Genomic DNA, 23442 nt, shown 5'->3' with positions numbered 1-23442 from the left:
AATAGAGGGGTGTATCTTTTGGACAGAATAGGTTACAGGATTCGATCCAGATGCATAAATGAAGAAAGAAAGTAGTAACGTGATGCAAGCCTTATATAACCTCCTTGCTGAGAAATTTCGTCTGACTTTTGACGATACAGAATTGTTGGAAACAGCTTTTACACATACCTCATATGCGAATGAGCATCGCCTCTTAAAAATTTCACATAATGAACGTTTGGAATTTTTAGGAGACGCTGTTCTCCAGTTAGTGATTTCCGAATATTTATTTGCCCTCTATCCAAGTAAGCCAGAGGGTGATTTGTCAAAAATGCGTTCCATGATTGTTCGTGAGGAAAGCCTGGCAGGTTTTTCCCGTGATTGTGGTTTCGATCAATTTATCAAACTTGGCAAGGGAGAGGAAAAATCTGGTGGACGGAACCGCGACACCATCTTAGGAGATTTGTTTGAAGCTTTTTTAGGAGCCTTGCTCTTGGATAAGGGCGTGGAGACTGTTCGGGATTTCATTCAGCAAGTCATGATTCCTAAAGTCGAGGCAGGTCAATTTGAGCAAGTGATTGACTATAAGACGCGCTTGCAAGAAATTCTTCAAATCCATGGGGATGTCTTGATTACCTATGAGGTGACGAGTGAGTCAGGACCAGCTCATGCCAAAGAATTTGAAGTGCAAGTGTCTGTCAATGGGAAAATAATCGGTCAAGGACGCGGCCGGTCTAAAAAGGCTGCAGAGCAAGAAGCAGCAAAAAAAGCAGTGGAAAATAAGGTGGATCCCTCATGTATTTAAAGGAAATTGAGATTCAAGGATTTAAGTCTTTTGCAGATAAGACCCGAGTTATCTTTGACCAAGGGGTCACCGCAGTGGTTGGCCCTAATGGATCTGGAAAATCAAACATTACAGAAAGTCTGCGCTGGGCCTTAGGGGAATCGAGTGTCAAGAGCCTACGTGGTGGCAAGATGCCGGACGTGATTTTTGCAGGGACTGAAACTAGGAAACCCTTGAACTACGCCTGCGTAACGGTAGTACTGGATAACCGGGACGCTTTTATCAAACATGCTGCTAAGGAAATCCGAGTGGAGCGTCATATTTATCGCTCGGGTGATAGTGAGTACAAGATTGATGGTAAGAAAGTTCGTTTGAGAGATGTCCATGATCTCTTTATGGATACTGGACTTGGTAGAGATTCTTTCTCTATTATTTCCCAAGGGAAGGTTGAAGAAATCTTTAACTCCAAACCAGAAGAGAGACGGGCTATTTTTGAGGAAGCCGCTGGGGTTCTTAAATTTAAGACTCGTCGCAAGGAAACGGAAGCTAAGCTGGTTCAGACCCAGGATAATTTGGACCGTCTGGAAGACATTATTTTTGAATTAGAAGGGCAAATCAAACCTCTTGAAAAGCAAGCGCTTGTGGCCAAACGTTTCTTAGAATTGGATCAAGAACGCCAAGTTCTTTATTTGGATGTTTTGATCGCACAAATTGAAGTCAATAAAAAAGACTATGATCAAGCTGTCCAAGAAGAAGCTTCCATTCAGGAACAATTAAAGGCTTATTACCAGAAAAGAGAAGAGTATGAGGCGGAAAGTCTCCGATTGAAACAGAGTCGTCAGGCCCTTCAACACCAATTATCGGATGATCAAGCTAGCCTCTTGGAATTGACTCGCCTCTTAAGTGATTTGGAGAAACAAATCGAATTGGCACGCTTGGAGTCGCAACAGGTCGCCCGAAGCCGTCAGGAGAATCAAGAGCGGGTCAATAGTCTGGAAGAACGCCTACAAGTTCTTCGGAATCAGTTGGAAGAAAAACAAGCCAATACAAAGAGTCTTCAAGAAGAATTGCAAAAGAGTCAAGAAGCTCTTGAAGGTCTGGAGAAAGAGTTGGCCAGCTTCTCAGAAGATCCAGACCAGGTGATTGATTATTTACGTGAAAAATACGTGGCCTTAATGCAGGATGAAGCGGAGCGATCAAACGAATTAACAACCATTGAAAATCAATTGGAAGCCTCAGCTCAATTGTCACAAAGTAAAAAGGAAGATTACCAAAATCAAATCCAAATGGTGACAGAGTTGCAGGAAAAAGAGCAGGTTGCTCAAGAAGCTTATCAAGGAGCTCAAGAGCATCTGAAACACTTGCTTGAGACCTATAAATCAGAGGCAAAACGGTTTGAGGAAGCTCGCCAGGCTTATCAAGAAGCGCAAGCCAAGTTGTTTGATTTACTTGATCAAAGTAAGGAAAAACAGGCTCGCATTAACAGTTTAGAGGCGATTCAAAAAAATCATAGTAATTTTTATGCGGGCGTGAAGAGTGTCTTGCAAGAAGCGACTCGCTTAGGTGGAATCGTGGGAGCTGTCAGTGAAAAACTTTCCTTCTCACCAGAGTATCAGACTGCCTTAGAGATTGCTCTGGGAGCCAGCAGTCAGCATATTATCGTAGAAGACGAAGGAGCAGCAACACGGGCAATCGAACATCTGAAGAAGAATCGCTCGGGTCGGGCAACCTTCCTTCCTTTGACAACTATTAAACCACGATACCTTGCAGGAAAGAATCAAGAACTGATTGAATCCTGTCCAGGATTCCTAGGGATGGCTAGCAGTTTGGTGGACTATGATCCTTCCCTCGAGTCGATTTTTCAAAACCTTTTGGGTGTCACAGCTATTTTTGATACGATTGAGCACGCCAAGGCGGCTGCCCGCAAGGTTGCCTACCAAGTTCGTATCGTGACGCTCGATGGAACCGAACTGCGCACGGGTGGTTCCTATGCAGGGGGAGCGAATCGAAGTAATAATTCGATTTTTATCAAGCCAGAACTGGATCGTTTGCACCAAGAATTGGTCTCTCTTCAGAAGAACTTGCGAGAAGTAGAAGGGCAAGTGCAAGAGCAAGAGGACCAAGTGACTCAATCGCAAGAAAAACTAGAATCTTTGAAAGGCCAAGGAGAAGGGGCACGACTAGAAGAGCAACGCCTTCAATTGGCTTTTGAGCAAGCTCACCAGCAACTCTTGGATGCCCAAGAACTGTTAGAACTTATCCGTACAGAGCTGGATGAAGGTAGCGACCAGGAGCTCCTCCAAAAACGGGATCACTTACAAGCGCGACTGAAAGAAATTGAGGCGGAAAAAGAGCAAGTCACTGATGAGATTGAAGAAGTCAAGCTCAATAAAGATGTCGTTGTCGAGAAAATTGAAAATTTACGAGCAGCCATTGCCAAGCTCCAATTACAGCAAACAGAGTTGAAGAGTCGATTGACCTATGACCAGACAGATGCCGAACGCTTGCGGCAAGAGTTGGCTACTACTGAACGGGAAATCCAAGCTCTCCAATATGCGATTGAGCAGGGAGAAGATCGACATGAGCAAATCGATGTTTCTGTCCTTGAAAAACAACTGCAAGCAACCCTTCAAGAGAAAACCGCTCTGGAGCAAGCTGTGATTCGTAAGCAATTTGAATTAGAGGATTTGGAAGGCCAGTCTGAAGATGTAGCGGGTCATATGGAACAAGCCCGTCGTCAAAATGAGGAGTGGATTCGCCAACAGGCTAAAGCAGAATCTAATCGTGATCGCCTGGCAGATAAGCTAAATAAACTGATGTTAGCTCTGACCGATGAATTTAAGATGAGTTTTGAGGAAGCGTCTAAACAGGCCAATGAGCTAGAAAATCTAGCCCAGTCTGAGCAAGCCTTAAAAGACTTGGAGAAAGCGATTAAAGCCTTAGGACCTGTCAATATTGATGCTATCGAACAATACGATGAGGTCAAGACGCGATTTGATTTCCTTTCCGGACAACGAGAAGATGTCTTGGCAGCCAAGAATCTTCTTCTCGAAACCATTAATGACATGAATGATGAGGTGAAGGAACGCTTTAAATCTACATTCGAAGCGATTCGTGAATCCTTCCGAGTCACCTTTAAACAAATGTTTGGGGGAGGATCAGCTGATCTTATCTTGACGGATGGAGATCTCTTGTCAGCTGGGGTCGAGATTTCTGTCCAACCGCCTGGTAAGAAAATTCAATCCTTGAATTTGATGAGTGGTGGGGAGAAAGCTTTGTCAGCATTGGCGTTACTCTTCTCAATCATTCGTGTCAAGACTATTCCATTTGTCATCTTGGATGAGGTAGAAGCGGCTCTAGACGAAGCCAATGTAAAACGGTTTGGAGATTATCTTAATCGTTTTGATAAGGAAAGTCAGTTTATCGTGGTTACCCACCGTAAGGGAACCATGGCTGCAGCAGATTCCATCTATGGAGTGACCATGCAAGAATCCGGAGTCTCTAAGATTGTATCTGTGAAGCTGAAAGATATAGAAGGAATGGATAATGGAAATTAAATTAGTCGCAACAGACATGGATGGGACCTTTTTGGATGAAAATCATGAATTTGATCAAGCTTTATTCCTAAAGGTACTAAAGAAGTTTCAAGAAAAAGGGATCTACTTTGCGGCAGCAAGTGGTCGGCCTCTCCTCTCTTTGAAGACAATCTTTAAAGAGGTCCAGGATCAGATTATTTTCATAGCTGAAAACGGCAGTGTTGTTGAATTTCATGGTGAAGATGTCTATGAAGCGACCATGAGTCCAGATTTTTATCAAGCCATGTTTGCTAGGTTGCAGGAAAGTCCCTATTTTGATAAAAATAAGTGCTTGTTAACGGGAAAACGCGGGAGCTATGTTTTAAAGACTGTTGATCCAGACTATCTAACTGCTTCGCAAAATTACAATGAAAACATTCAAACGGTGTCAGATTTTTCAGAAATTGATGATCTTGTCTTTAAGATGACCACCAATTTTGACCAAGAAGTATTAGCAGAAGGTGAAGCCTGGGTTACCCAAAATGTTGAGGGTGTTAAGGCCATGACGACGGGTTATGAGTGTATTGATATTGTCTTGGATTATGTGGACAAGGGAGTCGCCATTCAAGCCCTAATGGATCAGTTGGGCATTAGTCGAGACCAAGTCCTAGCTTTTGGAGATAATCTCAATGATCTTCATATGATGCAGGTTGTTGGCCATCCAATTGCACCAGAAAATGCCCGTCCAGAGATTTTGGAACTGGCTGAAACCATATTGCCCCATCATTCGACAGGATCTGTCCTGCGCTATATGGAGGAAGAATTATGAGTCAGATTAAGGTTATCGCACTAGACTTGGACGGTACTCTCTTAAACTCAGAAAAGAAAATCTCCCCTCGGAACCTGGCTGCTATTCGTGCAGCACAAGAAAAAGGGGTCAAGGTGGTTTTGACGACGGGACGTCCTCTCAAGGCCATGGATTTTCTGCTCCAAGAGATTGGAACAGCCGGCTTGTCGGATGAATACACCATTACCTTTAATGGAGGCTTGGTACAAAAGAATACAGGAGAGATCATTGCGAAAACAGTTTTCTCTCGAGATGATGTCGTCCGCATTTATGAAGAGACAGAGGCCCTTGGTTTGCCCCTAGACGCCATTAATGAGGGGGATGTTTATACACTGGCATCTGATCAAGAATCTCTTTACCCTCTCTATAATCCTTACTTGAACTTTATTCCTGTTTCTATTGAGGATTTGTCCAGTCAGATAGCTTATAATAAGTGTGTGACAGCCTTTCAACAGGACTATTTGGATGGAGCTATTCCAAAGATTTCTCCTGACTTAGGGGAGCGTTTTGAGATTTTTAAATCCAGAGACATGCTCTTGGAATGGTGCCCCAAAGGTGTTCAAAAAGATCGAGGCTTGGAGGCTTTGGTTGCGTATTTAGGAATCGATGCTAGTCAAGTCATGGCTTGTGGTGATGAGGCCAACGATGCCAGCATGTTAAAATGGGCAGGACTAGGAATCGCCATGGCCAATGCGGTGGATGAGGTGAAGAAAATCGCTACCCTTGTTTCGGAATACACCAATGATGAAGATGCAGTCGGAAGAGCGATTGAAGAATATGTATTGAAGGAGGGTCAATAATGGGATTATTTGACCGACTATTTGGAAGAAAAGAAGAAGCAAAACCACAAGCCCAAGATCATACAGAAGAGCTTGTGGAAAGTCCTGAGGAAGCAAGTTCCTTAGTTGAGCCAGAAACAAGTAAGGCTTCACAAAGTGATGAAGCTAAGATTTCGGCAATGGAAGCCTACTATGCGGAATTGAAAGAGCGAATGGCTGCCGAATCAGCGCGATCAGCTCAAGAGTCGAAAGCATATAGTGAAGAAGCACCTACAGAAGAGCCTGTCAAACAGGATACAGCTGTCGAGGAAGAGGCCCCTTCTCAAGTAGAGCAGGATACCTCTCCTGAGGAAGTAGCTGAGCCAGCTCCTGTGACTGAAGACCAGACTTTAGAACTAGAAGCTTCACAAGAAGTGAGTGTGAATGAGGAACAGCTAGATTCTTCATCAGATCTTGCCCAAGAAGCCCTTGAAGAAGAAGTTCTTGAAAGGCCAGATACAGAAGCTGAGACTTCAAGCTCTTCTCAAAAGTCTGACAAACTAGTTGAAGAAGAGCCTGAAGTTGTGCCAGAATTGGAAGTGGTAAAGGAAGCACCAATTCTTGAAGAAGAAACAGTTGAAAGTTCAGAGGCAGTATCCGAAGAGCTTGAAGCAGACGCTCCAGTAGAAGAAGCAGCTAACGAATACGATTTTTCAGAAGGGGTTGAGAAAGAGTTTTTAGTAGAAGAAACGACAAGTGAGCCAGAGATTGCTGAACCAACAGAAACGGTTCAAGAAAAATACAATCGGAGCTTGAAGAAAACTCGGACCGGCTTTGGAGCAGCTCTTAATGCCTTCTTTGCCAACTTCCGTTCTGTCGATGAAGATTTCTTTGAAGAGTTAGAAGAACTCTTGATTATGAGTGACGTAGGGGTCCAGGTCGCATCGAATCTGACAGAAGAGCTCCGCTATGAAGCTCGTTTGGAAAATGCCAAGAAACCTGATGTCTTGCGTCGCGTGATCATTGAAAAATTGGTGGATCTCTACGAAAAGGATGGCCAATACAATGAGCAAATCAACTTTAAAGACGGCTTGACCGTCATGCTCTTTGTGGGAGTGAACGGCGTTGGAAAAACCACTTCTATCGGAAAACTAGCTCATAAATACAAGAAGGAAGGGAAAAAAGTGATGTTGGTCGCAGCAGATACCTTCCGGGCAGGAGCTGTTGCTCAGTTGGCTGAATGGGGACGCCGTGTGGATGTGCCTGTTGTCACCGGTCCAGAAAAGTCAGATCCTGCAAGTGTAGTCTTTGATGGAATGGAACGGGCCGTGGCAGAGCAAGTCGATGTTTTGATGATTGATACAGCTGGTCGCCTTCAGAATAAAGATAATCTGATGGCCGAATTAGAAAAAATCGGTCGCATTATCAAGCGAGTGGATCCTACAGCCCCTCATGAAACCTTCTTGGCCCTAGATGCTTCCACAGGACAAAATGCCCTAGTTCAAGCCAAGGAATTCTCAAAGATTACTCCGATTACCGGTATCGTTCTCACGAAGATTGATGGAACAGCTCGAGGAGGAGTGGTTCTTGCGATTCGAGAAGAATTGGATATTCCAGTGAAATTAATCGGTTTTGGTGAAAAAATCGATGATATCGGTGAATTTAATTCTGAAAACTTTATGCGTGGCTTGTTAGAAGGCTTGATATAAACAAAAAAACTCATCTCTAGAAAGAGATGAGTTTTTTTGTTGCACCTTTAGTCAGTTGAACGATTTATTCTTCAATTGCTGGTTGCCAGACCCATTCCGCATTGTAATCCTTCAAGAGGTCAAAGGAAGCTTGAGGTCCCATGGTTCCAGATTTATATTCATGAAGAGGTACTTGATTTTCAGACCACATGTGTTCGATTCGGTCAATCAAGCTCCAAGATGCTTTTACTTCGTTCCAATGGCTAAAGTTGGTAGAATCATTATTTAAGACATCATAGATCAACTTTTCGTAAGGCTCTGGAGAAGCACCGGTCGCTGTCGCATCCGTTTCATAGTCAAAAGATATCGGAGCAATCTGGAATTGTTCACCGACTTCTTTCCCGTTGACACTGAGAGAGAAACCTTCATTCGGTTGAATGTAGATGGTCAGCACATTTGGTGCAATTTCTTGACCAAAAATAGAGTCCATCTGTTTAAAGACCACATTCACATGGGTTCCCTTTTTGGTCAGACGTTTTCCTGTACGGAAGAAGAAAGGTACTCCACGGAAGCGATCGCTGTCCACAAAGAAGGCACCAGAGGCAAAGGTCTCGGTCATGGACTCAGGATTGACATTTGGTTCACTGCGATAAGAGATGTCTTTTTTTCCTTGGATTTTTCCTGAACGGTACTGGCCTCGGATAAATTGTTTCTTTAATTCTTCATCAGAAGGGTTAACCAATTGTTCAAAAACTTTCACCTTCTCTTTACGGATGTCTTCCTTGGTGAAGGAGGCTGGTTTGTCCATAGCTAAGAGAGAAAGCAATTGGAGGGTATGGTTTTGGACCATGTCGCGGAGGGCACCGGATTCATCATAGTAGCCACCACGTTCTTCGACTCCTAGTCGTTCTGCGAAAGTGATTTGAACATTATCGATATAGTCACGGTTCCAGACGTTTTCAAAGATTAGGTTGGCAAAACGGAGGGCAAAAATGGACTGGATCATTTCTTTACCGAGGTAATGGTCAATCCGGAAAATTTGCTCTTCTTCAAAGGTTTCTTCCAGTTCTTTGTTGAGCTGACTAGCTGTTTCTAAATCCGTTCCAAATGGTTTTTCAACGATCAAACGTTCAAAGCCTTTTCCATCCACAATGCCTTCAGATTTCAAATGTTTGGCAATTGTACCAAAGAATTGAGGTGCCATGGATAGAAAGAAGAGTTTATTATGCTCAGCTTGGTAGGTGTCATTGAGCTGATTTTGAAGTTCACGAAGCTTGATGTAGTGTTCCGTGTCATTAACATCGTGACTTTGATAGTAAAAATGACTGGCAAATTCCTGCGCCTGTTCAGGACTGTCTGCTAAATCCGAAATGGATTCAACGACAACGGATTCAAAGTATTCTTTGCTCCAAGGACGACGAGCAGTTCCAATCACTGCGAAATGCTCTGAAAGATTTCCAGTTTTATAGAGTCTAAAAAGGGAAGGGTAGAGCTTGCGGTGGGCTAAATCTCCACTGGCCCCGAAAATGGTTACAATTACTTTTGAGGACATGTTCATACCTATTTTCTAACTTGATAAACCATATTCTACCATAAAATTCAGAAAATTTCTCTTTGAAAGTAAAAGGATTCTGAGTTTCATAGAGAAGGATGAGGGAAGAAACCACGAAAAAAGGTTGGACCGAAAGGTCACAACCGAGTAATGTTTAGTAGCCTTTAGAAGACTCGATAGACATAGGGATTAGTAGGTTTTTCTACTGAGTGAGCTTCCTCTATGTCTAAGACAGGAAGGCTTTGGCCAAGTTGTTTATGGTATTGGATCTTGAGAGTTCCAGTCGCTTGGACCCAGGTGTTGTCTTCATAGGTTTGAGAGGCCCCTTTGGTTAACAAACCATAGACACCTGAGTCGGCGATACAGTGGATAATCCCAAAACGAAAAAGGAACTGGCTACCCGGATCCTGGGGATCCTTATAAATGAAGCCGGTTAAGGTAAAGGTTTTCCCTGCAAATTCATCTGGATAGTCGTAGATGACTTCCATGACTTCCATATAGTTTTCTGTCGTGATCTGGATATGATCCTGCTTGAGGTACTTCTTAGCTGCAGCCCTCATCTCAGATTCATAAGCGGATTTGGTGAAATAACTGCTAGTATCAGGTTTGAGATATTGGTTGGTTGTTCCCTCGTCATTTTGAATATCCTTAGAAGAGCCAGCCGCAATGGGGAAATGATAGCCCTTGGCTGATACCGTTTGGGAATCTAAGGTCACAGTCGGGAAGCCAATCCCTACAATTAAGGGAATCAGGAGTAGAAGAATACTCATGACTTTAGCTTTTTTACTGGTTAGGTGACTATGAACGGGTAGATTCTTCATCCAGATATAGAGCTGGACGACAGCCAGAATGAAGGAAAGAATCATAGAGATATAGGCTAAATAGGAATAATGCATATTGATGTATTGGTTGAGCTTACCAGAAAGCTGCAAATACATAGTAATTTCGAAATAGCCTGCTAAAATGAGAAATCGAATCATAGGACCACCCCCACAAACCAAGCATAAACCAAGACAACTAGGCTAACGATGCTAATGAATTGGACAATAAAGCGATTGGTCAGATAATTCTTCATCATCAAGAGGTTCTTGACATCTAGCATAGGTCCGATAACCAAGAAGGCTAGGACAGGAGCCAAGCCAAAACTTGAGAGGAGGGAAGAGCCAATAAAGGCGTCAGCCTCACTACACAAAGAGAGGAGGAAGGAGAGAAGCATAAGGAGAAGAATGGCTAGGAGTGGCGTCGCGGAGATAGAAGTCAGCACGCGAGTTGGCACATAAACCTGAACCACGCTGGCAAATAAACAACCGAAGACCAGATAGCGTCCAGTATCGAAAAACTCATCAATGGCCTGCACAAATACTTGAAAGAAGCGTTGACCGGCGGATAGTTTTGAAAAGTCATGAACATGGACTTCCTTACGGTTGGCCCGTTGGATAGAAGCTGTTTGGAAAAATCCTAGGAAAATCCCCAGAACAGTTGCCACCAGAATTGATCCGATGGCCCGTAGGAGAGCCATTTGAATGGAATTGCCAAAGGCAGAATAAGTAGCAAAGAGAACAATGGGGTTAATAACAGGAGCTGTCACTAGGAAGGGGACAGCTGTATAGCTAGGGACCTTCTTCTCTAGAAAGCGATTGATAATGGGGACGATACCACACTCACAGGAAGGAAAAATAAAGCCAATTAAGGTCCCAAACAGAATTCTCCCCCATTTATTTTTAGGAAGAGCTCGGTAGACTTTTTCGGGGGTGATATAGACATCGATTGCCCCTGAAATGAGACTTCCAATCAAAACAAAAGGAAGGGCTTCAATCATAATTGAAAGAAAAATTGCTCCAGCTTGAAGGACACTGGTTGGCAGCTGTTGGAAGAAACTCATTTGTCAGAATCCTTCTGCTCTTTTTCCCCTGCTGTTACTTTCTTCTTAGTTTCTGGTAAAGGAACTTGAGGGGGATCTGGTAATACAGCAAATTCCTCAAAGAGTTTGTCTAAATCGTCTGTTTTTGAAAATTTAATAGCCATGATAGGTCTCCTTTTCTTTTTTCTCATTATATCAAATTCTCAAAAAAGAGGGGAAAATCAAGTCCAAAAATAGGATGAAAATGCAGTATAGAAGGCCTTCTATGGTATAATAGAAGCTATGGAAAAATATGAAAAAATAGCCCAAGAATTGGGCGTCAGTCTCAAACAAATTGATACTGTTTTGACCTTAACAGCAGAGGGATCCACCATTCCCTTTATTGCCCGGTATCGAAAAGATGCTACAGGGAATCTAGATGAAGTAGCGATCAAAGCCATTATCGATATGGACAAGTCTTTAACAGCCTTGGCTGATCGGAAAGAAACTGTCTTGGCTAAGATTGAGGAGCTTGGGAAACTCACCCCAGCCTTAAAAGAAGCGATTGAGCAGGCTGAAAAACTGGCAGATGTAGAAGAATTGTATCTTCCCTACAAGGAAAAACGCCGAACCAAGGCTACCATTGCGCGTGAGGCAGGGCTCTTCCCGCTTGCTCGGATGATTCTACAAGATCAAAAGGAGTTGGAAAGAGCCGCAGAGGAATTTTTATCTGAGGCTTTCCCAACTGTAAAAGATGCCATTTCTGGAGCAATCGATATTTTGGTCGAAGCGATTGCAGAAGATCCGCAATTGCGCAACCTTACCTACCAGGAGATTCGCAAACACTCCTTGATCACTTCTAGCTTGAAGGATGAGAGCAAAGACGAGAAGCAAGTCTTCCAAATCTATTATGATTTTTCTGAGAAGATTGCAAACATGCAGGGCTACCGAACACTTGCCTTAAACCGTGGAGAGAAATTGGGTGTATTAAAGGTTGGATTTGAGCATTCTGTAGACCGTTTGATTCGTCACTTTGAAGCTCGATTTAAATCGAAGAATAGCTACATCGAAGAAGTCATTAACCAAGCTCTGAAAAAGAAAATGCTACCAGCTATGGAGCGTCGAATTCGGACAGAATTGACAGAAGTGGCAGAAGATGGGGCCATTCAGCTTTTCTCTGAAAATCTTCGTCACCTCTTGCTGATTGCTCCCCTCAAGGGGCGCGTGGTCTTAGGCTTTGACCCAGCTTTCCGGACAGGAGCCAAATTGGCTGTTGTCGATCAAACAGGAAAGATGTTAACCACTCAGGTGATTTATCCTGTTGCACCGGCTAAAGCAGCACAAATTGAAGCTGCCAAAGAAGAACTGAAACGGTTGATTCGTCAATACAGCGTGGAAATCATTGCGATTGGGAATGGAACGGCAAGTCGAGAAAGCGAAGCCTTTGTTGCGGAAGTCCTCAAGGAAGTTCCAAATGTGAGTTATGTCATTGTGAATGAAAGTGGTGCATCTGTTTATTCAGCTAGTGAATTGGCTCGCCATGAGTTTCCGGAACTGACGGTTGAAAAGCGTTCAGCCATCTCCATTGCCCGTCGTTTGCAGGATCCATTGGCTGAGTTGGTAAAGATTGATCCAAAATCAATCGGAGTCGGCCAGTACCAGCACGATGTCAGCCAGAAGAAATTATCTGAAAGCCTTGATTTTGTTGTCGATACTGTGGTGAACCAAGTCGGTGTTAATATAAACACTGCTAGTCCAGCCCTCTTGTCTCACGTGGCTGGTCTCAATAAAACCATTTCTGAGAACATCGTGAAATACCGGGAAGAAGAAGGGTTAATCACCTCTCGGGCGCAAATTAAAAAAGTACCTCGTCTGGGAGCCAAGGCCTTTGAACAAGCAGCTGGTTTTTTACGAATTCCAGAAAGTGAGAATTTCCTTGATCGGACAGGGGTCCATCCAGAAAGCTACCCTGCAGTGAAGAAGCTCTTTACCTTACTAGGGATTAGAGAGATGGATGAAGAAGCCCAAGCCAAATTAAAACAAATTGACACAGTTTCTATGGCCCAGGAGCTTGAAATCGGCCCTGAGACCTTAAAAGATATTGTCGCAGATCTTCTCAAACCTGGTCGTGATTTACGTGATTCTTTTGATGCTCCCGTCCTTCGCCAGGATGTTCTTGATTTGAAGGACTTGAAGATTGGTCAAAAACTAGAAGGGGTTGTCCGCAATGTTGTTGACTTTGGGGCCTTTGTCGATATTGGGATTCATGAAGATGGTTTGATCCACATTTCACAAATGAGCCAGCAATTTATCAAGCATCCAAGTCAAGTTGTTTCAGTTGGCGACCTAGTGACCGTTTGGGTTTACAAGATTGATTTAGAACGGGAAAAAGTAAATCTTTCCCTCTTACCACCACATGAATCTAACTAAATACGTTCAAGAAGTATCGTTGGAAGATTTTGGCCGCCCCTTTCTTCATCAAGCCATCTGGAATAATCGCCTGCGTTCGACCGGTGGTCGCTTCTTTCCTAAAGATGGTCATCTGGATTTCAATCCCAGAATACTAGAAGGATTTGGCTGGGAGATTTTTCGAAAGATTGTCCGCCATGAGTTGTGTCACTATCATCTCTACTATATGAAAAAGGGGTATCGTCATCAGGATCAAGATTTCAAGGATTTGCTCAAAGAGGTAGGTGGCTTGCGTTATGCCCCTTCAGTTGATAAGGAAAACTATAAGATTTATGTTTGTACGAGCTGTGGGCAAGAATTCAGAAGAAAGCGGCAGATTAATCTTCAAAAGTACCGCTGTGGCCGGTGCGGAGGACTACTCAGGTATCAAGGTACAACTAAACTAGGAAATCGGCCTTGAGTCTGATGACAGTGACTTGATTTCGGGATATACTGTTCTAAAATAATAGGAGGTAGGCCCTTGAATCCAACATTTTATAAAGTACGTCGAGGCAGAATCGTTTTTGGAGTATTTGCTGGACTAGCGGATCGATTTGGGCTCGATGCAAACCTATTGCGTTTTCTCTTTGTGCTTTTTAGTATCTTTCATTTTTATGGGCTTGTAGGCTTAGCTATTTATTGCCTGTGTGCCTTCTCCTTGCCTTATAAAGAAGATCTTGAAAGAGAAAAGTACGGCCTCGGACCTCGCAAACGTAAGGATGCTCAAGTGATCAAAGATGACGATCCATTCTTTTAAAGAATTTTCATGAATCGAATAAGAAAGTGAGGCTGGGACAAAAGTCCTAGCCTCTCAATTTTCTTTTGATTATCGAGCAAGACGCAGTGGTTGAGTGAGCTCTACTATGCTGATTTCATCAAGTTTTACAGCCCTACTCAACTGTGCGGAGGTGGGACGTCGAAATCGAATTCGAATTCTAACGGATTACCGATTTCTGTCCCACTCTCATCTTTTTTTCAAAAGAAGAGACGATTGAAAAATGGGAAAAAAGGATAAATAGGGAAATCAAAGGGTACTGGAATGCGTGTGAGAATAATAGCCTCAGTTTCGATACTAAAAAATGATGCTTGAGCAAGTCTTACCAGGGAATAATTTGCTATAATAGAAAGAGAAAAGAAAAAGGGAGAAGCCTATGGCAATAACAGTCCGAGATTTAATTAAAAAGCTTCGTTTGAAGGTTATTTATGGCAATGAAAGTCTCTTTGATAAGGAGATTACAACGGCAGATATTTCACGTCCTGGACTTGAAATGACAGGATATTTTGATTACTATACTCCAGAGCGGATTCAATTGGTTGGGATGAAAGAGTGGTCTTACCTCATCAAGATGACCTCCCACAATCGACACCAAGTATTGAGAAAGATGTTTCAGCCGGAAACGCCCGTACTCATTATCGCGCGGGATCTAGAGGTTCCTGAAGAAATGCTCCTAGCTGCAGAGGAAAAGCAAATCGCCATTCTAAGCAGTCGCGTTCCAACTAGTCGCTTGTCGGGTGAACTATCAAGCTACCTAGATTCTCTCCTTGCTGAACGAACCAGTGTCCATGGTGTCTTGATGGATATCTATGGAATGGGAGTTTTGATCCAAGGAGATAGCGGAATCGGGAAGAGTGAGACTGGGTTAGAACTCGTCAAACGAGGCCATCGATTGGTGGCGGATGACCGAGTAGATGTCTTTGCTCGTGATGAGATGACCTTGTGGGGTGAGCCTGCTGAAATTCTACGCCATATGTTGGAGATTCGGGGAGTAGGGATCATTGATGTCATGAGTCTCTATGGTGCCAGTGCAGTGAAAGATTCTTCACAGGTTCAAATCGCTGTCTACTTGGAAAACTACACCAAGGAACAAACCTATGATCGTCTAGGTAATAATGCGGAAGAGATTGAGTTCTGTGGAGTAACCATTCCAAGAATTCGCATCCCTGTTAAGACAGGTCGCAATATTTCCGTTGTCATTGAAGCAGCAGCTATGAATTACCGCGCCAAAGAAATGGGATATGATGCTACTAAAACCTTTGAAGATCGATTGACCCGGTTGATTGATCAGAATGAGGTGAAAGTATGAATCCAGTAGCCATTCAACTCGGCCCCTTTAGTATCCGTTGGTATGCGATTTGTATTATCCTCGGTCTCCTTTTGGCAGTCATCCTGTCTATGAAAGAAGCCCCTCGTAAAGGGATAGAGTCAGACGATATCATTGATTTCATTCTAATTGCTTTTCCAGTAGCGATTATAGGTGCCCGTCTCTACTATGTTATTTTTCGATGGTCATATTACAGGGAAAATCCAGGAGAGATTTTTGCCGTATGGAACGGTGGGATTGCTATCTATGGTGGACTCCTTGCAGGGGCTCTAGTCCTCTACCTATTTTCACGCAGTCGTTTGATTGACCCGGTTGATTTTTTAGATATAGCTGCACCGAGTGTCATGATTGCTCAAAGTATTGGTCGTTGGGGCAATTTTGTTAACCAAGAAGCCTACGGAGCCATTGTTAAGAATTTAGATTATTTACCTTCTTTCATTCGGAATCAGATGTTTATTGATGGACATTACCGTCAACCGACATTCTTATATGAATCTTGTTGGAACTTGCTTGGTTTTGTTCTGATTCTTTACTTACGTCGTCGTCCGAAACTTATGAGAAAGGGTGAAATTACAGCTTTCTATCTAATCTGGTATGGCTTTGGTCGAATGATCATTGAAGGAATGCGGACGGATAGCTTGATGTTTTTGGGAATTCGAGTATCACAATGGCTTTCCCTACTCCTCATCCTACTTGGAATCAGCATCATGATCTATCAACGAAAAAGGAATGCACCGTTTTATAGAACGGAAATAGATTAAGGAGAAAAGAAATGTTTATTGAAATTGCATATGGGCTTTTAGGCTTAGCTTTAGTAGTTTTGGTCATCTACTTGATTATCTTGTTTTCAAAGATTGGAAAGGTTGTAGACGAAACTCAGGTAACGATTAAGACCCTAACATCAGATGTAAATGTAACCCTACACCAAACCAATGAGTTGTTAGCGAAAGTGAATGTCTTGACAGAAGATTTGAATCAAAAAGTTGCAACCATCGATCCACTCTTTACTGCAGTGGCAGATTTGTCTGTATCTGTTTCGGATCTGAATGATCAAGCACGTCAGATTAGCAAAAAAGCTGTCGTAGTTGGTGGAAAAACCGTCAAAACATCTGTCGGATTAAAAGCAGCTCGCATGGCTATGAAATTATTTAAATAAGAAAAGAGGTACCCTATGGGACGTTTATCATCATTATTAATTGGAACGATCACAGGCGCATCTGCCGCCTATTTCCTGACAACAAAAAGAGGGAAAGAATGGACTGGTAAAGTTAAAGGTTTTGTGAAAGAATATCAAGAGAATCCACAAGAAGTTCATGATTCGGTGAAACAATCCGCAATAGAACTATCTAAGCAAGCGTCAGACGCTATTCAGCAGACTAAGGAAAAAGTTGAAAGTGGAGAAATTAACAAAGATACTGTCATCGAAACGGTTAAAGATAAGACACAGGATGTAGTAGAATTTTCACAAGATGCCATCCAAACGATTAAGGAAAAAATTCAGCAAAAGAGTGGCAATCAAGCAACTCCTTTCCAGCCTAAACAGGAGAAGGAAAGTGAAGAGATTGTCCTGGAATTAGAAGAAGAAACAGCTCTTCCAGAAGTCGAAGAAGAAATCAAAGAAACAGCTGTAGAAGAATAAAAAATCCCTCACCAATGGTGAGGGATTTTTTTTATGAAATGACAAACTAGGATGGGAAATGCCAAAAAGCCTCCCGAAGGAGGCTAAAAATTTAATCTTAGTCCTTTTTCCGTTTTAGCTGGAAAATACGGAAAGCTTGGATACTTCCCAAACTACAAGCAATTGCTGAGGCAAAAGCAAAGAAGGTATTCATCTTCATTGATAAAAAGACGAAACTAAATAAAACAGTTAAGACACAAAACACAGCAATATTAAGGAAAAATAGTAGCTCACTTAATTGAGGAGCTGGTTCAGTATCGAGGTTAAAATCATAATTAGTTGTTGTATTCTCTTGTTGAAGAGGGACTTCGACATAGTCGTATTCTTCAACAACTCTAAGTTTTCTTGCGGGCATATTTCTCTCTCCTAACAGTACTCTATTATTTTAACACGTTTTCAAGCATAGAAATGTTACAAAAGTGTTACAATTTTTACAAAATTAAGAATTTTAGAGAGTAAAATGACTTTTTTGGTATAATAGTTTTCATGAAAAAGATAATTATTACAGCTACAGCTGAAAGTATTGAACAGGTTCAAGCACTTCTAGAAGCAGGTGTGGACCGTATTTATGTCGGAGAAAAGGAATTTGGATTACGACTTCCTCACACTTTCTCGTATGACGAATTAAGTCGAATTTCTGACCTAGTCCATGCGGCAGGAAAGGAAATGACAGTGGCTGTCAATGCCTTGATGCATCAGGATATGATGGATCGTATCAAACCATTTTTAGATTTTCTTGCTTCGATTAACGTCGATTATATCACGGTAGGAGATGCAGGCGTCTTTTATGTATTGAAGCGGGATGGTTACAACTTTAAAACCATTTATGATGCTTCAACCATGGTGACAAGTAGCCGACAGATCAATTTCTGGGGACAAAAGGCTGGTGCTTCAGAAGCTGTTCTTGCTCGAGAAATCCCATCTGCGGAGCTTTTCAAGATGCCAGAAATCTTAGAGATTCCTGCTGAAGTATTAGTTTATGGGGCAAGTGTGATTCACCATTCAAAACGTCCCCTTCTGCAAAATTATTATAATTTTACTCACATAGATGACGAAAAGACGAGAGAACGCGATCTCTTTTTGGCAGAACCAGGCGATCCAGAAAGCCATTATTCTATCTTTGAGGACAAGCATGGAACTCATATTTTTGCCAATAATGACCTGGATTTGATGACCAAACTCTCTGAGTTAGTCGAGCATGGTTTCACCCACTGGAAGTTAGAGGGGATTTATACTCCTGGTCAAAACTTTGTGGAAATTGCCAAGTGTTTTGTGAAAGCACGTGAGCTTCTAGAAGCTGGGACTTTCACATCTGATCAAGCCTTCCTATTGGATGAACAGATTCACCAATTGCATCCCAAGAATCGTTTCCTTGACACTGGATTTTATGACTACGATCCAGACATGGTTAAATAAAGGAGAAAAGCCTGCCAGGACTGCAGGCCTTCCTTTTTGGTGATGGTAAAGAATGAGAATTGTCAAAACAATTCCCAAACCATTGCCTTTCGACTGGATTTGCTATAAAATAGACAAGATTGATAATCTAACTAATATACTTGTAATATACTAGGAGATATGATGACAAAACAATTGAAACGTCCTGAGGTTCTATCACCTGCAGGAACACTTGAAAAACTAAAGGTCGCTGTTCGCTATGGTGCGGATGCCGTCTTTATTGGTGGACAGGCTTATGGGCTTCGTAGCCGTGCAGGAAACTTCACCTTTGAGCAAATGGAAGAAGGAGTCCAATTTGCAGCCAAGTATGGTGCCAAGGTCTATGTTGCGGCCAATATGGTCATGCATGAAGGAAATGAAGTTGGAGCCGGTGAATGGTTCCGTCGCTTGCGAGATATCGGGATCGCTGCCGTTATCGTTTCAGACCCTGCTTTGATTACTATCGCAGCGACAGAAGCTCCTGGTTTGGAAATTCACCTTTCTACACAAGCCAGTGCCACCAACTATGAAACCCTGGAATTTTGGAAAGACTTGGGCTTGACACGGGTTGTTTTGGCTCGGGAAGTTTCAATGGAAGAACTAGCGGAGATTCGTAAGCGGACGGATGTTGAAATTGAAGCCTTTGTTCACGGAGCCATGTGTATTTCCTACTCTGGTCGTTGTACCTTGTCCAATCATATGAGTATGCGGGATGCCAATCGTGGTGGTTGTTCTCAGTCTTGTCGTTGGAAGTATGATCTTTACGATATGCCATTTGGACAAGAACGTAAGAGCCTCAAGGGAGAAATCCCTGAAGAATTCTCAATGTCAGCAGTTGATATGTCTATGATTGACCATATTCCGGATATGATTGAAAATGGAGTAGACAGTCTCAAGATTGAAGGTCGCATGAAGTCCATCCACTATGTCTCTACCGTAACGAACTGCTACAAGGCAGCTGTTGATGCTTATTTGGAAAGTCCTGAGAAGTTCGAAGCCATTAAGCAAGACTTGATTGATGAAATGTGGAAAGTGGCCCAACGTGAGTTGGCTACAGGTTTCTACTACGGAACACCATCTGAAAACGAGCAACTGTTCGGAGCTCGTCGGAAGATTCCAGAATACAAGTTTGTTGGAGAAGTGGTTTCCTATGATGCAGAGCAACAAATTGCGACCATTCGTCAACGGAATGTCATCAACGAAGGGGACCAAGTAGAATTTTACGGACCTGGATTCCGTCATTTTGAAACAGTCATTGAAGATTTGCATGATGCTAAGGGCAATAAGATTGATCGGGCACCAAATCCGATGGAGTTATTGACCATTCATATGCCTACACCAGTTGAACCAGGTGATATGATCCGTGCTCTCAAAGAAGGCTTGATCAATCTCTATAAAGAAGATGGAACCAGCCAAACAGTTCGTGCCTAAAACGTAAAAAAACACCGCATGCTTCCCAAGCGAGGAAGTTTACGGTGTTTTTTGTTGTGCGATTCGAATAGTATGTGGAACGAGACTAATCTTTTGAATGTCAGAAATTCGAATGATGGTTGACATACTCTTTTTAAAATTCTTGACAATGAGTTGTTTTCGTTCCTGATCATATTTCACGATATCGCCTGTAAAACTTTTATTTTGGAAGATAACATGGACTCCTTGCTTTTTTCGAAGAGCCAGTTCAATAATCTGAATCGTTTTACCATCCTCTAAAGGAGCGGGTTGAGAGGTTTTATCGTTGAAAAATTCATTGGCTCGGTCCTTGAGAAGCTCAAGAAATCTTTTCATAGCATAATTCTCCATAAGTTGATACAATATATTATAGAAAATTTCATTCATTTTGTAAAATTTTTTACGAATTATTAAGGTGAAAGAGATTGAAAGGAGTATTAAATGGCAGATTTTAGTTTTGAAATTGAAGAACAACTCTTGGTCTTATCTGAAAATGAAAAAGGATGGACTAAAGAGTTAAACCGGGTTAGCTTTAATGGAGCGCCTGCCAAGTATGATATCCGAACTTGGAGCCCAGACCATACGAAGATGGGCAAGGGAATCACTTTGAGCAACGAAGAATTCCAAGTTCTGCTAGATGCGTTTAAACAGTAGTAGACTGAGTAAGAAAGAGAGTGGGACAGAAATCGAATTCTAACGAATTACCGATTTCTGTCCCACTCTCTTTTTTGATGCTTTCAATAACTATAGCTTGAAACTATATCCCATTCAAGAAAACAAGATTAACGCAAATCATTGTGGATGATGAGATGGACTGTTATAATAACCTTATTCGTTTATTTCATATAGCCCTTATAGGAAAGGAATCCATATGTCAGATTTACTAAGTATTTATAAAGAATTGCAAGCTAAAAAATGGGTGGACTTGAGTCACCAGATCAATGCAGAAAGTCCTCACTTTCCAGCTCTTCCTGCTTTGCAACAAGAAGACCTTTTCACACTAAAAGATGGCTTCCATGTCCAAAAATTTACAGTGGTTGGTCAATATGGAACGCATATTGATGCTCCGATTCATTTTGTAGAAGGTGGCCGTTGGTTGGATGAGATTGACCTCAAAGATCTTCTCTTGCCACTCTATGTTATCGACAAGTCTAAAGAAGTAGCAGCCAACCCAAACTTTATCTTGAGCAAACAAGATATTTTAGATTTTGAAGCTGAATATGGACAAATTGCAGAAGGGGCTTTTGTCGCCTTCCGTAGTGATTGGTCAAAACGTTGGCCGGATCAAGATGCTATGCGTAATCTAGATGAAAATGGGGTTCAACAAAGTCCAGGATGGAGCCGAGAAGCTTTGGAATTCTTGATTCATGAACGCCATGTCAAGGCTGTGGGTCATGAAACCTTCGATACTGATGCAGGTATTCCAGCAGCAGAGCATGGCTTGGTCAATGAATACTACCTTTTGGAACAAAATATCTACCAAGTTGAAGTCTTGAACCACTTGGATCAAGTACCAGCAGTAGGTGCCTTGATTTCAATTGCCTTCCCTCACTGGGATAAGGCAACTGGTTCACCTGTTCGTGTCATTGCTATCTTGCCATAAACAACAGAGAGTGGGACAGAAATCGGTAATTCGTTAGAATTCGATTTCGTCGTCTCACCTTCGCACAGTTGAGTAGGGCTGTAAAAGCTGATAAAATCAGCGTAGTAGAGCCCACTCAACCACTGCATCTTACTCGACAATCCAAAGACACTTGAGAGGCCGGACTTTTGTCCCGGTCTCTTTTTTTAATATCTTAAGAGGAGCTAGATTTTATTCTTTCGAAGGTTCTTATCTTACAAAAATGTAAGGTAAGAAAGGTAAAATGAAAGATTAGACTATGGAAGCTTCAACGATGATACATTAAAATTTAAACATAAGAAAAAGGCTTGTCGAACAAACCTTTTCTGATATTAGCGCATGGTAACGAATTCTTCGGATCCAGTTGGATGAATAGCGACTGTCGCATCAAAATCAGCTTTTGTGGCTCCCATCTTGATAGCAACGGCAAATCCTTGGATCATTTCATCCACCCCGTATCCAAGACCATGGAGACCGACAACGGTTTCTTCCGGTCCTGCAGTGATGAGTTTAAATTTAGCCAACTGACGATGTTGGGTCACAGCTGAATACATAGAGGCAAAACTAGAAGTATAGACCTTGATGGCTTCTTTTCCGTATTGTTCTTCGGCTTCTTCTTGAGTGAGACCGACTGTACCAATCGCTGGATGGGAAAAGACAACGGTCGGAATGGTTGCGTAGTCCATTTTAGCATCGGTTTTTCCATTAAAGAGACGTTCGGATAGGGTGCGCCCTGCCTTGATAGCGACAGGAGTTAATTCTTTTTCTCCTGTGACATCCCCAAGAGCATAGATGCCAGGAACAACCGTATTCTGGTATTCATCTACTGCAATGAATCCTTTCTCATTTAAGGTGACACCTGCAGCTTCTAGATGGAGGTCTTGGACGTTTGGTTTTCGCCCTGTTGCCCAGATGACATGATCAGCGACAAAAGATGTTTGGTCTTCAAAATAAACTCGGATTTGACCATTTTCTTCCTTCGTGAGTCGAACAGGAACCTTTTGAGGATGGAGAGGCAATCCTTGTTTATCCATCTCCTCCATTAAGCCATCGACAATGTAGGAATCAAACTTTCTTAAGGGACGATCACCGCGAACGAAGAGATTCGTCTTAACACCTAGGGCATGGAGGACACCAGCCAGTTCTACCGCAATGTAACCAGCGCCAATAATAGCCACTGATTTTGGTAGTTCTTCCCAAGCAAAGACATCGTCAGAGGTTTCTCCTAGGTCTGCTCCAGGTAGATCTGGGATGTAAGCATGAGCCCCTGTAGCGATCACAATATGTTTAGCTTTGATGGTTTCCCCGTTGACTTCAACCGTATGGGCATCGACAAAGCGAGCGCGACCTTGGATATATTCCACACCATTTCGTTTAAAACTGCCATCATAAGAAGAACGAGCTCGATCAATATAGGCTTCGCGATTCTTTCTTAATGTCGCAAAATCAAAATTGCTCTGTTCAGAAGTAAACCCATAATCTGGACCGTAATCACGAATGGCTTCTGCAATTTGAGCGCCATACCACATAATTTTTTTAGGGACACATCCTTTGTTGACACAGGTCCCCCCTAATTGTTTTTCTTCAATAACAGCAGCGCGGGCTCCATGTTCTCCAGCACGGTTCATGGTGGCAATCCCTCCGCTACCTCCACCAATGGAGATAATATCAAATTCTTTCATGGTTAGTACTCCTTTGTTGATTTACACTTTCATTGTAACAACATAGGTTACAAAAATCAAGGAAT

Annotated in this window: 23 protein-coding genes; 16 read left to right on the top strand and 7 right to left on the bottom strand. The window is 42.4% G+C overall.

What is annotated here, in order from left to right:
* The first annotated feature begins 82 nt into the window (after window positions 1-82).
* From rnc to ftsY, 5 genes are read left to right on the top strand one after another with little or no spacing between them, the layout of a single operon-like run.
* Window positions 83-784 (top strand): ribonuclease III, encoded by a 702-nt coding sequence (gene rnc / locus EL081_RS07150; protein ID WP_126405060.1) that lies wholly within the window; start codon window positions 83-85, stop codon window positions 782-784.
* Window positions 775-4320 carry a chromosome segregation protein SMC gene (smc, locus tag EL081_RS07145; RefSeq protein WP_126404591.1) on the top strand — a complete coding sequence of 1182 codons (3546 nt, stop codon included), beginning with the start codon at window positions 775-777 and terminating at the stop codon, window positions 4318-4320. The genes rnc and smc overlap by 10 nt, the downstream gene beginning before the upstream one ends.
* Window positions 4310-5107 (top strand): Cof-type HAD-IIB family hydrolase, encoded by a 798-nt coding sequence (locus tag EL081_RS07140; RefSeq protein WP_126404589.1) that lies wholly within the window; start codon window positions 4310-4312, stop codon window positions 5105-5107. The genes smc and EL081_RS07140 overlap by 11 nt, the downstream gene beginning before the upstream one ends.
* The gene (locus tag EL081_RS07135) at window positions 5104-5925 is read left to right on the top strand and encodes a Cof-type HAD-IIB family hydrolase (RefSeq protein WP_126404587.1); all 822 of its coding nucleotides are present in this window, start codon (window positions 5104-5106) and stop codon (window positions 5923-5925) included. The genes EL081_RS07140 and EL081_RS07135 overlap by 4 nt, the downstream gene beginning before the upstream one ends.
* Window positions 5925-7592: a signal recognition particle-docking protein FtsY gene (gene ftsY, locus EL081_RS07130; RefSeq protein ID WP_126404585.1), complete on the top strand. Its 1668-nt coding sequence runs from the start codon at window positions 5925-5927 to the stop codon at window positions 7590-7592. The genes EL081_RS07135 and ftsY overlap by 1 nt, the downstream gene beginning before the upstream one ends.
* 64 nt (window positions 7593-7656) lie before the next feature.
* Here the strand turns inward: ftsY and zwf are convergent, their stop codons facing one another.
* The 4 genes from zwf to EL081_RS10070 all read right to left on the bottom strand — a co-directional run bounded on the left by zwf (window position 7657) and on the right by EL081_RS10070 (window position 11148).
* The gene (gene zwf, locus EL081_RS07125) at window positions 7657-9123 is read right to left on the bottom strand and encodes a glucose-6-phosphate dehydrogenase (RefSeq protein ID WP_126404584.1); all 1467 of its coding nucleotides are present in this window, start codon (window positions 9121-9123) and stop codon (window positions 7657-7659) included.
* Between the two features lie 164 nt (window positions 9124-9287).
* The gene (locus EL081_RS07120; RefSeq protein ID WP_126404582.1) at window positions 9288-10103 is read right to left on the bottom strand and encodes a TIGR03943 family putative permease subunit; all 816 of its coding nucleotides are present in this window, start codon (window positions 10101-10103) and stop codon (window positions 9288-9290) included.
* Window positions 10100-11005 (bottom strand): permease, encoded by a 906-nt coding sequence (locus tag EL081_RS07115; RefSeq protein ID WP_006595902.1) that lies wholly within the window; start codon window positions 11003-11005, stop codon window positions 10100-10102. Before EL081_RS07115 ends, EL081_RS07120 begins: the two co-directional genes overlap by 4 nt.
* The gene (locus EL081_RS10070) at window positions 11002-11148 is read right to left on the bottom strand and encodes an SPJ_0845 family protein (protein WP_164555439.1); all 147 of its coding nucleotides are present in this window, start codon (window positions 11146-11148) and stop codon (window positions 11002-11004) included. Before EL081_RS10070 ends, EL081_RS07115 begins: the two co-directional genes overlap by 4 nt.
* A 118-nt stretch (window positions 11149-11266) precedes the next feature.
* On the opposite strand from EL081_RS10070, the gene EL081_RS07110 reads away from it, so the two are divergent.
* The 7 genes from EL081_RS07110 to EL081_RS07075 all read left to right on the top strand — a co-directional run bounded on the left by EL081_RS07110 (window position 11267) and on the right by EL081_RS07075 (window position 17152).
* Entirely contained in the window at window positions 11267-13393 is a 2127-nt protein-coding gene (locus EL081_RS07110; protein ID WP_126404580.1) for a Tex family protein, read from the top strand.
* Entirely contained in the window at window positions 13380-13832 is a 453-nt protein-coding gene (locus tag EL081_RS07105; protein WP_126404579.1) for a SprT family protein, read from the top strand. Before EL081_RS07110 ends, EL081_RS07105 begins: the two co-directional genes overlap by 14 nt.
* Window positions 13833-13892: 60 nt before the next feature.
* Window positions 13893-14168: a PspC domain-containing protein gene (locus EL081_RS07100; protein WP_126404577.1), complete on the top strand. Its 276-nt coding sequence runs from the start codon at window positions 13893-13895 to the stop codon at window positions 14166-14168.
* Between the two features lie 394 nt (window positions 14169-14562).
* Window positions 14563-15495 (top strand): HPr(Ser) kinase/phosphatase, encoded by a 933-nt coding sequence (gene hprK / locus EL081_RS07090; RefSeq protein WP_126404575.1) that lies wholly within the window; start codon window positions 14563-14565, stop codon window positions 15493-15495.
* Complete coding sequence (gene lgt, locus EL081_RS07085) at window positions 15492-16274, top strand: prolipoprotein diacylglyceryl transferase (RefSeq protein WP_126404573.1); 783 nt, start codon at window positions 15492-15494, stop codon at window positions 16272-16274. The genes hprK and lgt overlap by 4 nt, the downstream gene beginning before the upstream one ends.
* Before the next feature lie 11 nt (window positions 16275-16285).
* Window positions 16286-16669, top strand: coding sequence for a DUF948 domain-containing protein (locus EL081_RS07080; protein WP_006595909.1), 384 nt, complete (start codon window positions 16286-16288; stop codon window positions 16667-16669).
* A 15-nt stretch (window positions 16670-16684) separates the two neighbouring features.
* Window positions 16685-17152: a YtxH domain-containing protein gene (locus EL081_RS07075; protein ID WP_126404571.1), complete on the top strand. Its 468-nt coding sequence runs from the start codon at window positions 16685-16687 to the stop codon at window positions 17150-17152.
* A gap of 97 nt (window positions 17153-17249) precedes the next feature.
* Here the strand turns inward: EL081_RS07075 and EL081_RS07070 are convergent, their stop codons facing one another.
* A complete protein-coding gene (locus tag EL081_RS07070; protein ID WP_006595911.1) occupies window positions 17250-17546 on the bottom strand; it encodes a DUF3270 family protein in 297 nt (98 codons plus the stop codon).
* Window positions 17547-17677: 131 nt separating this feature from the next.
* Here EL081_RS07070 and EL081_RS07065 point away from each other — a divergent pair, with 131 nt between their 5' ends.
* Together EL081_RS07065 and EL081_RS07060 are read left to right on the top strand one after the other, a co-directional pair.
* Window positions 17678-18607 carry a peptidase U32 family protein gene (locus tag EL081_RS07065; RefSeq protein WP_126404570.1) on the top strand — a complete coding sequence of 310 codons (930 nt, stop codon included), beginning with the start codon at window positions 17678-17680 and terminating at the stop codon, window positions 18605-18607.
* Window positions 18608-18769: 162 nt separating this feature from the next.
* Complete coding sequence (locus EL081_RS07060; RefSeq protein ID WP_126404568.1) at window positions 18770-20056, top strand: peptidase U32 family protein; 1287 nt, start codon at window positions 18770-18772, stop codon at window positions 20054-20056.
* A gap of 39 nt (window positions 20057-20095) precedes the next feature.
* Here EL081_RS07060 and EL081_RS07055 read toward each other — a convergent pair whose 3' ends face one another.
* Window positions 20096-20425 carry a hypothetical protein gene (locus EL081_RS07055; RefSeq protein ID WP_040803002.1) on the bottom strand — a complete coding sequence of 110 codons (330 nt, stop codon included), beginning with the start codon at window positions 20423-20425 and terminating at the stop codon, window positions 20096-20098.
* 90 nt (window positions 20426-20515) lie between these two features.
* Between EL081_RS07055 and EL081_RS07050 the strand changes: the two genes are divergently transcribed.
* Entirely contained in the window at window positions 20516-20728 is a 213-nt protein-coding gene (locus tag EL081_RS07050; RefSeq protein ID WP_126404567.1) for a YdbC family protein, read from the top strand.
* 217 nt (window positions 20729-20945) lie between these two features.
* Window positions 20946-21677, top strand: coding sequence for a cyclase family protein (locus EL081_RS07045; protein ID WP_126404565.1), 732 nt, complete (start codon window positions 20946-20948; stop codon window positions 21675-21677).
* 350 nt (window positions 21678-22027) lie between these two features.
* On the opposite strand, the gene gorA is transcribed toward EL081_RS07045, so the two are convergent.
* Window positions 22028-23377, bottom strand: coding sequence for a glutathione-disulfide reductase (gene gorA, locus EL081_RS07035; RefSeq protein WP_126404562.1), 1350 nt, complete (start codon window positions 23375-23377; stop codon window positions 22028-22030).
* Between the last annotated feature and the right edge of the window lie 65 nt (window positions 23378-23442).

The sequence above is a fragment of the Streptococcus viridans genome (assembly GCF_900636365.1).
Lineage (GTDB): Bacteria > Bacillota > Bacilli > Lactobacillales > Streptococcaceae > Streptococcus > Streptococcus viridans_A.
The sequence above is the reverse complement of the archived record's forward strand: the minus strand, read 5'-3'. Positions and strand labels throughout refer to the sequence as shown.